The organism is Clostridium tagluense, assembly GCF_003865095.1.
GTDB lineage: Bacteria > Bacillota > Clostridia > Clostridiales > Clostridiaceae > Clostridium_AD > Clostridium_AD tagluense.
In genome coordinates, this window is the sequence record NZ_BHYK01000015.1 from 38,912 (window position 1) to 51,207 (window position 12,296).

The 12,296-nt window shown below is 32.4% G+C and carries 12 protein-coding genes; 6 read left to right on the top strand and 6 right to left on the bottom strand.

The annotated features are described in order from the left end of the window. Positions 1-7 precede the first annotated feature (7 nt). The 3 genes from Ctaglu_RS13815 to Ctaglu_RS13825 all read right to left on the bottom strand — a co-directional run bounded on the left by Ctaglu_RS13815 (position 8) and on the right by Ctaglu_RS13825 (position 4,309). Positions 8-1,333: a replication-associated recombination protein A gene (locus Ctaglu_RS13815; RefSeq protein WP_125002645.1), complete on the bottom strand. Its 1,326-nt coding sequence runs from the start codon at positions 1,331-1,333 to the stop codon at positions 8-10. A 128-nt stretch (positions 1,334-1,461) separates the two neighbouring features. Then, complete coding sequence (locus tag Ctaglu_RS13820) at positions 1,462-2,562, bottom strand: toxic anion resistance protein (RefSeq protein ID WP_125002647.1); 1,101 nt, start codon at positions 2,560-2,562, stop codon at positions 1,462-1,464. Positions 2,563-2,662: 100 nt separating this feature from the next. Next, positions 2,663-4,309, bottom strand: coding sequence for a YceG family protein (locus Ctaglu_RS13825; protein ID WP_125002649.1), 1,647 nt, complete (start codon positions 4,307-4,309; stop codon positions 2,663-2,665). A 403-nt stretch (positions 4,310-4,712) separates the two neighbouring features. Between Ctaglu_RS13825 and rsxC the strand changes: the two genes are divergently transcribed. The 6 genes from rsxC to Ctaglu_RS13855 are packed head-to-tail and all read left to right on the top strand — an operon-like array spanning position 4,713 to position 9,695. Then, positions 4,713-6,035 (top strand): electron transport complex subunit RsxC, encoded by a 1,323-nt coding sequence (gene rsxC / locus Ctaglu_RS13830; RefSeq protein ID WP_125002651.1) that lies wholly within the window; start codon positions 4,713-4,715, stop codon positions 6,033-6,035. 15 nt (positions 6,036-6,050) lie between these two features. Continuing rightward, positions 6,051-6,971, top strand: coding sequence for an RnfABCDGE type electron transport complex subunit D (locus tag Ctaglu_RS13835; protein WP_125002653.1), 921 nt, complete (start codon positions 6,051-6,053; stop codon positions 6,969-6,971). Then, on the top strand, positions 6,972-7,544 hold the full coding sequence (locus Ctaglu_RS13840) for an RnfABCDGE type electron transport complex subunit G (RefSeq protein WP_125002655.1): 573 nt from the start codon (positions 6,972-6,974) through the stop codon (positions 7,542-7,544). Then, entirely contained in the window at positions 7,544-8,236 is a 693-nt protein-coding gene (locus Ctaglu_RS13845; RefSeq protein WP_125002657.1) for an RnfABCDGE type electron transport complex subunit E, read from the top strand. The genes Ctaglu_RS13840 and Ctaglu_RS13845 overlap by 1 nt, the downstream gene beginning before the upstream one ends. Before the next feature lie 34 nt (positions 8,237-8,270). Then, positions 8,271-8,858 carry an electron transport complex subunit RsxA gene (gene rsxA / locus Ctaglu_RS13850; protein WP_125002659.1) on the top strand — a complete coding sequence of 196 codons (588 nt, stop codon included), beginning with the start codon at positions 8,271-8,273 and terminating at the stop codon, positions 8,856-8,858. Next, the gene (locus tag Ctaglu_RS13855) at positions 8,859-9,695 is read left to right on the top strand and encodes an RnfABCDGE type electron transport complex subunit B (protein WP_125002661.1); all 837 of its coding nucleotides are present in this window, start codon (positions 8,859-8,861) and stop codon (positions 9,693-9,695) included. Between the two features lie 576 nt (positions 9,696-10,271). On the opposite strand, the gene Ctaglu_RS13860 is transcribed toward Ctaglu_RS13855, so the two are convergent. From Ctaglu_RS13860 to Ctaglu_RS13870, 3 genes are read right to left on the bottom strand one after another with little or no spacing between them, the layout of a single operon-like run. Continuing rightward, on the bottom strand, positions 10,272-10,784 hold the full coding sequence (locus Ctaglu_RS13860; protein ID WP_125002663.1) for a Gx transporter family protein: 513 nt from the start codon (positions 10,782-10,784) through the stop codon (positions 10,272-10,274). A gap of 24 nt (positions 10,785-10,808) precedes the next feature. Next, the gene (locus Ctaglu_RS13865) at positions 10,809-11,195 is read right to left on the bottom strand and encodes a NusG domain II-containing protein (RefSeq protein WP_125002665.1); all 387 of its coding nucleotides are present in this window, start codon (positions 11,193-11,195) and stop codon (positions 10,809-10,811) included. Then, positions 11,182-12,189, bottom strand: a complete 1,008-nt coding sequence (locus tag Ctaglu_RS13870) for an FAD:protein FMN transferase (protein ID WP_125002668.1) — start codon at positions 12,187-12,189, stop codon at positions 11,182-11,184. The genes Ctaglu_RS13865 and Ctaglu_RS13870 overlap by 14 nt, the downstream gene beginning before the upstream one ends. Between the last annotated feature and the right edge of the window lie 107 nt (positions 12,190-12,296).

A 12,296-nucleotide genomic window follows, 5' to 3' on the forward strand; every position in this document is an offset into this window, starting at 1 on the left:
AAATGCCTTATTTCTCTTTATTTTTTAATATCTTAAGTCGCTCTTTAATTTTCTTTTCATATCCATTATCAAGAGCTTCATAATATACTGTACCAATTAGTTCATCAGGCAAATATTGCTGCTTCACATAGTTTCCTTCATAATCGTGAGGGTATAAATATCCTACCCCATGCCCTAATTTCTTTGCGCCACTATAACTTTGATCCCTTAAGTAAGGTGGTACACCGCCTATGTTTTTTTCTTCTATATCTTTAAGTGCTTTATTAATTGCCATATAAGATGCATTGCTTTTAGGAGCACAGGCTATATATATTGCAGCTTGTGATAAAATAATCCTTGCTTCTGGCATCCCTACAAACTGAACCGCCTGTGCTGCATTATTCGCTACAAGTAGAGCAATAGGGTCTGCATTTCCAACGTCTTCCGCTGCTGCTATTACAATTCTCCTAGCGATAAATTTAGGATCTTCTCCAGCATATATCATTCTAGAAAGATAATGAATTGTAGCATCAGGATCAGAGCCTCTCATGCTTTTAATAAAGGCAGAAACCACATCGTAATGTTCATCTCTATTTTTATCATATTTTATATGTTTTTTTTGGAGGCATTCCTGAGCGACTTCTATTGTTATGTTTATTATGCCTTGCTCATCTCTATCGGTAGTGAGTATTGATAATTCCAAGGCATTAAGTGCGCGCCTAGCATCTCCATTTGCCATATTTGCAAGATAATCCACAGCAACACTATCCATACAAATATTAGCATTTCCAAATCCTACTTCTTTGTCTTTTAGTGCACGCATAATAATTTTTTGAATATGTTTTTCTTCCAGGGGTTCTAGTTTAAATAACATAGACCTAGAGATTAATGCATTATTAACTTCAAAATATGGATTTTCTGTGGTTGCCCCAATTAACACTATTGTACCCTTCTCCACATAGGGTAATAATGCATCCTGTTGAGCTTTATTAAATCTATGAATTTCATCTATAAATAAAATAGTTTTAATATCGTACATTCCTAAATCATTCTTTGCCGTAGCCACCACTTCTCTTAATTCTTTTAGACCATCTGTAACTGCATTAAGTCTAACAAAATTAGATTTTGTTGTATTTGCAATAACTTTAGCCAAGCTAGTTTTGCCTGTGCCTGGTGGACCATAAAGTATTAATGAAGTTATTTTGTCAGCAATAATCGCCCGGTGCAAAAGTTTTCCCTTGCCTAAAATATGCTCTTGCCCTACATAATCTTCTAATTTTCCTGGCTTTAATCTTTCCGAAAGTGGTGCATCTTTTAATAAATTTTTTTCAGCTTGTAATTCAAATATATCCATATGATCACCTATTAGACACATTTAAATAAATAACAAGTCAATAGGTTAGACTATTTGACTTGTTATTTCTTTTCATGGGTCCAAATCCTTTATTTTGTTTTTCTAACTTATTATAATTCATAAAACTATTATCTTATTGATTTCTGCTTTAGTTTTTCTGTCATCTCATGTAGTTTAACTATTCCAGCTTCTCTTAACCTCTTATTTTCATCTTCAATGCTCCTTGTTTCTTCAATACCTTGCATAATTGTATTCCAAGTTTTCTCTAAAGTTTCAATTTTTACGCTGGTTCCCCCAGAGAGTTTTGCTATATCCACACTTTGACTTCTTATATTTTCTGCATTTTTCATTAATAACTCATTAGTAGTTCTATCCAGCTCTGCTAGTGAATCCGCTACCAGCTTTTGTTTTTTTAATGCAATGGCTTGAATTATTCCATTTTTAAATACAGGTATAGTTATGATAAACGCTGAATGCACTTTAGATATCAATTTATAATTTCCTCTTTGAATCATTTTAATCTGAGGTGCAGTTTGTAATGATACCATTTTAGCCATTTCCAAATCATAAATTCTCTGTTTTAACATTTCAAGAGTAGCTTTAAAATTTTCGTAATTAATTATATTTATTTGTTCTCCATTATTTGCTAAAGATTCAAGTTTAGGAAGATCTCCACTTTCACTTTTTTCAACAATCATATTTCCTGCAGCAATATATTTTTCTAGCTCTCCATAATACTCAAAATTTTGATTATATAAGTTTTCAAGCATTAAATTAGAGTTATTTATTTCCACCTTATATCCACTAAGCTGGGTATAAATTTTATCTATTTCTCCCCCAATAGTTTTATACTTACCCATCATTTTATCTATGGCCTTAGCTGGTTTACTAAATAACTTTCCAAGGAAACTAGTTTTACTTTCTTCAAAATCTTGTTTATCAAATTTTTTCATTATGCTTGTAAGTTCCTTTATCATAACACCTGAATCTTCAACACTACTGGTTTTAATAGAGTTTAATATTTGATCTGCAAATTTTGATATTTGCTGCGCTGGTTCATTTCCAAATTCTAATATGGCATTTGCATCTTTAATATTTAAATTTGATGCAATTTGCATCACTTGTGGTGAGACTTTAAGCTGATTATTTATGCTAATAGCCTTTTTCTGTATATCCTCATTTTCAATGTTCTCGTCTTTGATTATAAGTACTCCATTACTGTTTTCCATGTTTTTCACTCCTCTTATCTATTTTCCTGATTTATTTTGAAATTTTTATGCCCTAGCATAAAAATCAAAATTAACTTTCCACTCCTAACTGCTTTAAATATTAGCTACGGAAAAACTTTTCAAAAAAACCTTTTTTCTTTTCCACATATTTTTTAAAGGGCAATTTGAAGCTCACATTTTCTAATCTGTGAATATCGTATTTATGTTGATAAATAAAATTCTCTATGTCATTGTATCCTGATGGGTTATATATGATTATATCTACTCCCATAGAATTCATAAAGGTAAGCATTATGCAGTCTTCAAAAGATAGATTCCCATTTTCTTCATTATTATAAACTATAATTTTAGGAACTTCCTCTGGGTAATCATAGGATTGCAATAATTCAAGTACTTCTCCATCTAGATTTATAAGTACTGAGAAAATGTCCACTTGCAAATCCCTTAAATCTTCCTGTTCAACATTTATTATTACAGGACTTAAGCATAGTTCTTTAATTTTCTGAGCCATATTTTTTTGAAGTCCAAATCTTAACTCCTTATATTTCCACCAAGATGAATTAATCATTTCCTCTATGTTAAATTCTGAAAAAGCATTATTAGGATATATTAGATTAAACTTCCCATATTCCAAATGAACTACATCCATTATAGGTAATTCATTATAAAACTTTGTATGTTCTTGAGTTAGTACATCATTAATTTCTTTCCAATAAATATCAATATCCTCATGAGTGCCACATACTTTTGAAAACATATTAGGCACGACTACAGTTGATTCTTTAACTTTCCATCCTTCCCTTATATATGCTTTTTCCTTCATCCATATATATATTTCTTCATAGGTAGTATTAAGGGTTACCACCTGCAAATTATAATCTGCAAATTGCCAAGGTCTGTAAAACCCTGAATCATCTGTAAACAGTGTTTTATTAAGCTCTTCCTTAGCATTGTAAGCACTTGTCTTAATCCTATCTTCCGTACCAGTAGGAAAAGGTTTTATTTCCTCTTTATAATTATAAACAATTTCCTTAGAAAAAGCATTGTATTTATCAATTTCCTGGAAGGTTCCAGAATCCTTAGGATTAAAATATAAAACATCACAGCCCAAAGTTGATAGTAAAATTAAATAAAAAACCTCTGTTTTTGAAATTTCTCCATAAAATACCACTTTAGGATTAATACTCGTATATTCAAATTTTTGAAATAGCTCTTTGGAATAAATTTTTATCCAATGAATCATATAATTTATAATAAGTTTAATATCCTGATTGTCCATGGTGTCGTTGCTCTTAATATAATATTCTATTAGCCCCTTCAAATTGTTTTTAACTTGCCTTAGCAAAACTTTATTAGGTAAATCCGGAAAAAGTCCATTATCACTTATTAAATTTATAATTGTAGACACATCTATACTTTCCACATGACCTGCCTTTGACCAAATATCATTCAATACATTTTGAAGTCTTATGCTAATGTTTTTATCTAACCCCTCACTAAATCGAATGTAACCTGCTCCAATTCTTTTTAGTTCTTTATCTAATTTATATAAATTATCATAGTAATCAATCTCACTGTTTTTTATACCTATAAATCTATAAAAATAATTTGGAATATCTACAACATTGGAATTATATTTGAATTTGTTTCTTTTATAAATCTCTGTTTTTAAACTATTTAAGATATCTTCATCCATGTCCAAATTCACACTGTGTATCTCTAGATTATTTAAACTATTCTTCTCCATATTCACCTTACCTTTTTAATTGTTTACTCTCGTAAATATAGTTTTTTCTATTTTAATTATACCATATTAATCTCCTGTTGTTCATTATAATATATTGAAAAAATCCCAATTTAATATAGATTAATTAGAATTTTCAGAATAATATAACTTTATTTTCCTCATTTTTTTTCTTAAAAAGCATACTTTTATACTAACAAATGGTGTAATATATATGTTAAAGTGCGTTTTAAATACACTTTAACAATAAAACCATATCATTTTTGCATTATTTTATATAATTTTGTTATATAATAATAATAATTATAAGGTAACTATCGATTTATTACTGTTATTTACCCTATAAATACAAGGGCATAACAATTTATAATTGCTAGGTCCAAAACGAACTACAAGGAGGTTTATTATGGGACTTTTGACTTTCAAAAAAGGTATTCACCCTGGCGACAAAAAAGACTTAAGTATGCACAAAGCAATTCAAGATTTGCTTCCAAAAGGCAATTTAGTATTTCCTATGCAACAACATATAGGAGCGCCTTGCGATCCACTAGTAAAAAAAGGTGATAGAGTATGCGTCGGACAAAAAATAGGTGAATCCAAAGCTTTTGTGTCTGCACCAATATATTCAAGCATATCTGGGACAGTATTGGATGTCACCCCTAGACTACATAGTAATGGAACTATGGTATCTTCAGTTATTATAGAAAACGATAACATTTACGAAGAAGTACTTACTATGGTTCCTCACAGTGATTATGAAAAGCTATCCAAAAATGAACTATTGGCTATCATTAAAGAAGCCGGCATAGTAGGTATGGGTGGAGCAGGTTTTCCAACACATATTAAGCTTAATCCACCGGAAGGTAAAGTCATCGACAGCATTATAATAAACGCTGCAGAATGCGAACCTTATTTAACTTGTGATTACAGAATGCTATTGGAAAAAACAGATGAAATTGCTGAGGGATTAAAAATTATTCTTCAAATGTTTCCAGGTGTAAAAGGATATATTGCAATAGAAACTAATAAACCTGATGCAATTGAGGCTATGAAAAAAGCCACAGCAAACATCAATAATGTAGAAGTTACTTCCATGCTTACAAAATACCCTCAAGGCGCAGAAAAACAATTGATTTACGCAATTACTGGTAGAGAGCTATCTTCTGGAAAGCTTCCTGCTGATGTTTCCTGCATAGTTCAAAATGTTGATACAGTATTTGAGATATTCAACGCTGTAGTAAATGGCAAACCCCTTATAGAACGAGTTTTAACTGTAACTGGCGAAGCAATTAAAGAGCCTTTAAATTTAAGAGTTAAATTTGGAACTTCTATGAGTGAAGTTATCGAAGCTGCTGGTGGATTCAAAGAGGATCCTGTTAAAGTAATTTCAGGTGGACCTATGATGGGAACAACCCTAAGCTCTTTAGATGTCCCTGTAATAAAAGGAACCTCAGGGATTCTTTGTTTAACAAAAGAACAAGCTAAATTAGAGCAAGAATCTAGTTGTATAAGATGTGGAAAATGCATGAGTGTCTGTCCTATGTTTTTAAACCCTACAAAACTTAACTCTTTAGTTTTAAGAGGAGAATATGAGGTCTTTGAAGAATATCATGGAATGGATTGTATTGAGTGTGCTTGTTGCTCTTATGTATGCCCCGCTAAACGTCATTTAACTCAAACTTGCCGTGAAGGCAAACGAACAATAAATATTAATAGAAGAAAAAAATAGATAGAGGTGAATTATATGTATACAGTATCTTCATCCCCACACATAAAATCAAATGATTCTGTGCAGGGTATAATGAGAGACGTAATAATAGCATTAATACCTGCTACCTTTGCTGGAATATATTTTTTTGGAATGAAAGCATTTTTAGTTACATTGGTATCTGTGCTATCATGTGTTGCAGCAGAAGCACTATGGCAAAAGCTTGCTCACAGAAAAGTTACAATTGGTGACCTTAGTGCTGTTGTAACTGGTTTATTAATAGCTTTTAACTTGCCAGCTGCTGTTCCACTTTGGCTTCCTGCAATTGGAGGTTTTTTCGCAATAATTATTGTAAAACAATTTTTCGGCGGAATTGGACAAAATATAATGAATCCCGCTTTGGCTGCTAGAGCATTTTTACTTGCTTCTTGGCCAGTTCATATGACTAATTTTACTGTTGATGGTGTTTCATCTGCTACTGCGCTTGCAATACTTAAAAGCGGTGAAGGTCAATTACCTAGTCTAACGAACATTTTTATTGGTAATGTAGGTGGTTGTATTGGTGAAACCTCTGTACTTGCATTGCTAATTGGCGCAGCTTACTTACTATATAAAAAAGTAATAAGTTGGCATACACCAGTTTCATATATTGGCTCAGTATTTATTTTAACCCTTATATTAGGTAGAGGTGGCTTCATGAATGCAGATGCATTATATGAGATTTGTGCTGGTGGCTTAATGCTTGGTGCTTTCTTTATGGCAACAGATTATACAACTTCACCAATGACAAAAAAAGGACAACTTATATTTGGAGTTGGTTGTGGACTTTTAACCACAATTATACGTTTATATGGTGGTTATGCTGAAGGAGTATCCTATTCTATATTAATAATGAGCTTATTTGTTCCATTCATAGATAAGTTTACTGCTCCACGTATTTTTGGGGAGGTGAAATAATTGAAAGAGAATATAAAATTAGGTCTAATTTTACTTTTAATTACAGGAGTTGCAGGATTCTTACTAGGTGGTGCCTATGAAATAACTAAAGCACCTATAGCTGCCTCCATTGAAGCTGATAAACAAGCTGCTATGAAAGCAATACTACCCACTGCTGATAAGTTTGAAAAAGCAGATGTAAAAATTGAAGGTAATGAAAAAGTTTCTGAGGTTAATGCAGGACTTAAAGGTACTGAAATAGCTGGATATGCTATAAAAGTTGCACCAAAAGGATATGCTGGCCCTGTAGAGATCATGGTTGGAATATCAACTGAAGGAAAAGTTACTGGAATTAAAATTTTATCTCACGCTGAAACCCCTGGTCTTGGTGCTAACGCTCCACAACCTAAATTTTCAGATCAATATAAAAATAAACCTACAAAAGAAAAATTAGAAGTTGTAAAAACGGTTCCTTCAAAGGATACCCAAATAGAAGCTATTACAGGTGCCACTATTACATCGAAAGCCGTAACACTTGGCGTTAACGATGCTGTTAATTTTTACAACTCTTCATTGAAAGGAGAAAAAAAATAATGAGCACATTTTCTGAAAGATTAAAAAATGGTATAGTAACGGAAAATCCATTATTTGTACAAGTGCTAGCTACCTGCCCTACCTTAGCTGTTACCACCAGCGTAGAAAATGCCATAGGTATGGGACTAGCATCTACAGCAGTGTTAATCGGTTCTAATCTTTTTATATCAGTACTAAGAAAAGTAATTCCAGATAAGGTTCGTATACCTGCTTATATTACAATAATTGCTGCTTTCGTTACATTGATACAGTTTTTATTACAAGGTTTTGTTCCTTCTCTATATAAGTCACTAGGAATTTTTATTCCACTTATAGTTGTTAACTGTGTAATTCTAGGACGTGCTGAAGCCTATGCTTCAAAAAACAAAGTACTTCCTTCAGTTTTTGATGCTATAGGAATGGGACTTGGTTTTACAGTAGCATTAGTAATTGTAGGTGCCATAAGAGAATTACTAGGGGCTGGTTCAATATACGGATTAAAATTGTTTGGAACTTCCTTTGAACCTGCTATAATTATGATTTTAGCACCTGGAGCTTTTATTACCCTTGGAATTATAATGGCTCTATTAAATCAAAAGGCAATAAATGAAACAAACAAAGTTAATAATAAAATTGCACATTTTCATGAAATTAATCCAGAGACAGGTGAGTGTACTGGGTGCGGGTCTTGTGCTCATAGTTGCAAAAAATAATTTTATTTAACTTTATTAAGAAAGGTGGATGGAAATGAAACTTTTTTCAATTTTTATAAGTGCATTTTTAATTAATAACTTCTTATTAGTTAAATTCCTTGGAGTATGTTCTTTCCTTGGAGTTTCTAAAAAGACTGAGACTGCAAAGGGTATGGGCCTGGCAGTAGTGTTTGTTATGTTCATAGCTTCATTTATGACCTATGGAGTCTATAACTGGATTTTAGTTCCTCTAAACATAACCTATTTATCAACATTAGCATTTGTTCTAGTTATTGCAGCACTAGTGCAATTTGTTGAGATGGTTATTAAGAAGACTCAACCAAGTCTCTATAAAGCACTTGGAATATATCTTCCATTAATAACAACTAACTGCGCACTTCTTGGTATGGCAGTTATAAATATAGGTGAAAAATATAACCTAATAGAATCTATGGTTAATGCCCTTGGAGCTGCTCTTGGATATATGCTTGCTATTGTACTTCTTTCTGGTTTAAGAGAAAGAATGGAAGAGAGTGACAATATGCCATTATGCTTTAGAGGTCTTCCTATTTCACTAGTTACAGCAGGACTTATGGCTATTGCATTTTTAGGCTTTAGCGGTTTAAAATTGGGGGGTATTTAAATGGATGTTAACAATTTAATTTACCCAATAATAAGTATTGGTGGTATGGGACTAGTATTTGGAGTAGTACTTGGCTATGCTAATAAAAAATTCCATGTACCAGTTGATCCTAAAGTACCACTAGTTAGAGAAGCATTACCTAGTGCAAATTGCGGTGCATGCGGATTTGCTGGTTGTGATGCTTATGCAGCAGCTGTAGTTGAGGGAGATACACCATTAAATTTATGTTCAGTAGGTGGAGCTTCTGTTGCCGAAAAAATAGGAGAAATACTTGGTTTAAGTGTTGAAACTGCTAATCCTCAAGTTGCCTTTGTTAAATGTAAAGGAACTTGCACTGTTGCAAAAGAGAAATATGAGTATGATGGAATAAGAGATTGTCGCCAAGCAGTTATTGCTCCTGGTGAAGGTCCTAAAGCTTGCTCAGATGGTTGCTTAGGTTTTGCAAGTTGCGTAAGGGCTTGTGAATTCAGTGCTCTTCACATCATAGATGGTGTAGCTGTAGTATATAAGGATAATTGTGTAGCTTGTGGCGCCTGTATTAAAGTATGTCCTAAAAACTTAATAGAGCTAGTTCCAGCTACTCAAGAAGTACTTGTTGAATGCAACTCAAAATCCAAAGGTAAATCAGTAAAAGAAAATTGCGGAGTTGGATGTATCGCTTGCACCATGTGTGTAAAAGTTTGCCCATCTGAAGCAATTACTATGGTTAATAACCTAGCTACAATAGACTTTGAAAAATGTACACAATGTGGCCTATGTGCTACTAAGTGTCCAACAAAAGCTATCTCAAAGCCCCTAAAAGCTCATGAAACCATGAGTGATGCATTAAGTAAATAGCAAAATAAAAAGGTACTAAGATTATAAAATCTTAGTACTCTTTTTGTTTCCACTCGCGGTATAATAATAGGGTAGGATATTTAACCTTAGTGACTTGCAATAAGAAGCGACTAAACTATTGAAATTGAATTTAGAAATTCTTCTTTTGCGAATATAAAATTCTCGTAAGCCTGACAGCACTCATAACAATTAAAAATAGGATAGAAAGTTTTTCCTGCGTGACTTGCAATATGAAACGTAGAAACAATTGAAATTTTATTTAGAAATTCTTGCTTTGCGAATGTAAAATCCTCGTAAGCCTGCCAGGATGTCATAAAAATTAATAATAAGATAGAGTATTGCTCCGGAGTGACTTGCAATAAGAAGCGAAAAAACTATTGAAATTCAATTTAGAAATTCTTCTTTTGCGAATATAAAATTCTCGTGAGCCTTCCAGGAAGGAAGGCTAGCGAACCTGAGCCAGGACGGCGAATGTGAGCGCCAGAGAATTTTATATTCGCAAAAGATTAGAATTTCTTAATTGAATTTCCAGTTTCGAGCTCGTTTGCAAGTCACGGTGGAGACTTCCTATCCTTTTTACAATCTTTTATCTAGTGTTAATATTTTTTCTAATCTATTCTTCAATACACTAGCTAAAGTTCCAATAAAATACCCTGTAATAATAGCTGAAACTAGTAATACGGGTAAATACAAATATATTCTCAAATCTTTAATTATAAAGGCAGCTACCAGTAATTGCCCTACATTATGAAAAATAGCACCACATACACTAATTGTAGGTAGGCTTAAGTAATTCTTAAGATACTTGTATAGTAATATCATTACTATATTACTAAGTAATCCACCAGCAATGCTGAATAAAAGCGCTGATAACCCGCCTCCAAAAATGGAACCTAGCACAGTTCTTAGAATCATTATTAAAATTGCTTCCTTCCATCCAAATAAAATTAATGCAACTAAGGATATAGAATTAGCAAGTCCTAATTTTATCCCCGGAAATAGCACTGGAATTTGAGCCTCGATTAAATAAATAACCAAGGCTATTGCCACGAGTATACTAAGTAAAACCATTTTTTTAGTCTTTTTCATATTATCACCTGCATGTTTTTCATTTTAGAATGTCCCAGCATCAATACTGTTATTGCTTTGTCCATTAATATTAATTATAAGTTTAAAAGGTAAACATACAATCATCTCACCTGGTTTTGAAATCCATCCACTTTTAACACACTCTTTATGTGGGCAATCTGCATCTTTAATACTAATACTATTATGCTTAACTGATATAGTATTAAAATGGCCATTTGATGTCTTAAAAGTAAAATCTTCTGGCTTAACTATCTTACTCAAATCAATAGTTTTAATAACCTTGCCTTCACGTTTAATAACTGCAATATTTTCCGACCCCTTAATTGAAGTTTTATATATTGAAACTACTCCTACTGCTATTACTACAATAAATAAAAGTACTATACCAACTATTTTATCACCTTTCTTCATAAGTAAACTCCTTATTCGTTAAATTAAAACTATCTTTAAGACCTGCTGTAACATATACTTTTTTATCTGATGTAACAAAAATAGCTTCCACACCTTTAATAGACTCTATCAATTTAATTCCCTTTGAAAGTCCCAATATATATGTACTAGTAGATAGTGCATCTCCATCTATTGAGTTATCTGATACTATGGTCGTACTTATAAGACCAGCCTCTGATGGGTATCCAGTTTTCGGGTCAAATATGTGATGGTAACGCTTGCCGTCCACAATAAAATATCTTTCATAGTTTCCTGATGTAACCATAGATTTATCAGTAACACTAATTGTTCCTAAGTATTGCCCCCGTGTATCCAATGGATTTTGTATCCCTATATTCCAGCTGGTTCCATCTGGTTTACTTCCTACAGCAAAAACATTACCACCTAAATTTATAAGTGCACTGTTAACCTTATTATCAATTAAAACTTTCTTTATCTCATCAGCTGTATAGCCTTTTGCTATAGCACCCAAATCTATAGCTTGCCCTTTTCGCCTTAACTGTACTGTAGAATTCTTACTATCTAGAATAATATCCTTATAGTCGACTAGCTTTAACTTTTCCTCGATTTCACTTTTGGAAGGAATTCTCGCCTTATCTGTACCTATGCCCCACAGCTTTACAATTGGTTCTATTGTTGCATCAAGTGATCCATCTGTTAATTTACTATACTTAACAGCTTTTTCTATTACAGAGTAAGTATCCACACTAAGTTTTTCACCTGAAACCCCTGCCTTAGCATTTAATTTTGTAATTTCAGAAGATTTAATATTAACAGACATTTTGCTTTCTATGTCACTAATTCTTTTTAAAGCTAGCTCTGCTACTTTTTCTGAATTTTTACCATAAACCTTTAATTGAACAATTGTCCCCATCATATAGGTCTCTTTTTCAACGGATTTAGTATTACTTTTGCAAGATACTAAAAATATTGGAATGGACAATAATAAAACCATATACCATGCTTTTCGTGAACTTTTTATGATATCTCACCCTTCCTAGCTTGTTTTTAAATACATTATATCATATATATACTTTAAGTAAATTACTTACTATAGCATGA

What these genes read in the sequence shown, in the direction of transcription:
- Ctaglu_RS13815 (WP_125002645.1), bottom strand. Translation starts at nt 1,333, where the DNA reads ATGGATATATTTGAATTACAAGCTGAAAAAAATTTATTAAAAGATGCA.
- Ctaglu_RS13820 (WP_125002647.1), bottom strand. Translation starts at nt 2,562, where the DNA reads ATGGAAAACAGTAATGGAGTACTTATAATCAAAGACGAGAACATTGAA.
- Ctaglu_RS13825 (WP_125002649.1), bottom strand. Translation starts at nt 4,309, where the DNA reads ATGGAGAAGAATAGTTTAAATAATCTAGAGATACACAGTGTGAATTTG.
- rsxC (WP_125002651.1), top strand. Translation starts at nt 4,713, where the DNA reads ATGGGACTTTTGACTTTCAAAAAAGGTATTCACCCTGGCGACAAAAAA.
- Ctaglu_RS13835 (WP_125002653.1), top strand. Translation starts at nt 6,051, where the DNA reads ATGTATACAGTATCTTCATCCCCACACATAAAATCAAATGATTCTGTG.
- Ctaglu_RS13845 (WP_125002657.1), top strand. Translation starts at nt 7,544, where the DNA reads ATGAGCACATTTTCTGAAAGATTAAAAAATGGTATAGTAACGGAAAAT.
- rsxA (WP_125002659.1), top strand. Translation starts at nt 8,271, where the DNA reads ATGAAACTTTTTTCAATTTTTATAAGTGCATTTTTAATTAATAACTTC.
- Ctaglu_RS13855 (WP_125002661.1), top strand. Translation starts at nt 8,859, where the DNA reads ATGGATGTTAACAATTTAATTTACCCAATAATAAGTATTGGTGGTATG.
- Ctaglu_RS13860 (WP_125002663.1), bottom strand. Translation starts at nt 10,784, where the DNA reads ATGAAAAAGACTAAAAAAATGGTTTTACTTAGTATACTCGTGGCAATA.
- Ctaglu_RS13865 (WP_125002665.1), bottom strand. Translation starts at nt 11,195, where the DNA reads ATGAAGAAAGGTGATAAAATAGTTGGTATAGTACTTTTATTTATTGTA.
- Ctaglu_RS13870 (WP_125002668.1), bottom strand. Translation starts at nt 12,189, where the DNA reads ATGGTTTTATTATTGTCCATTCCAATATTTTTAGTATCTTGCAAAAGT.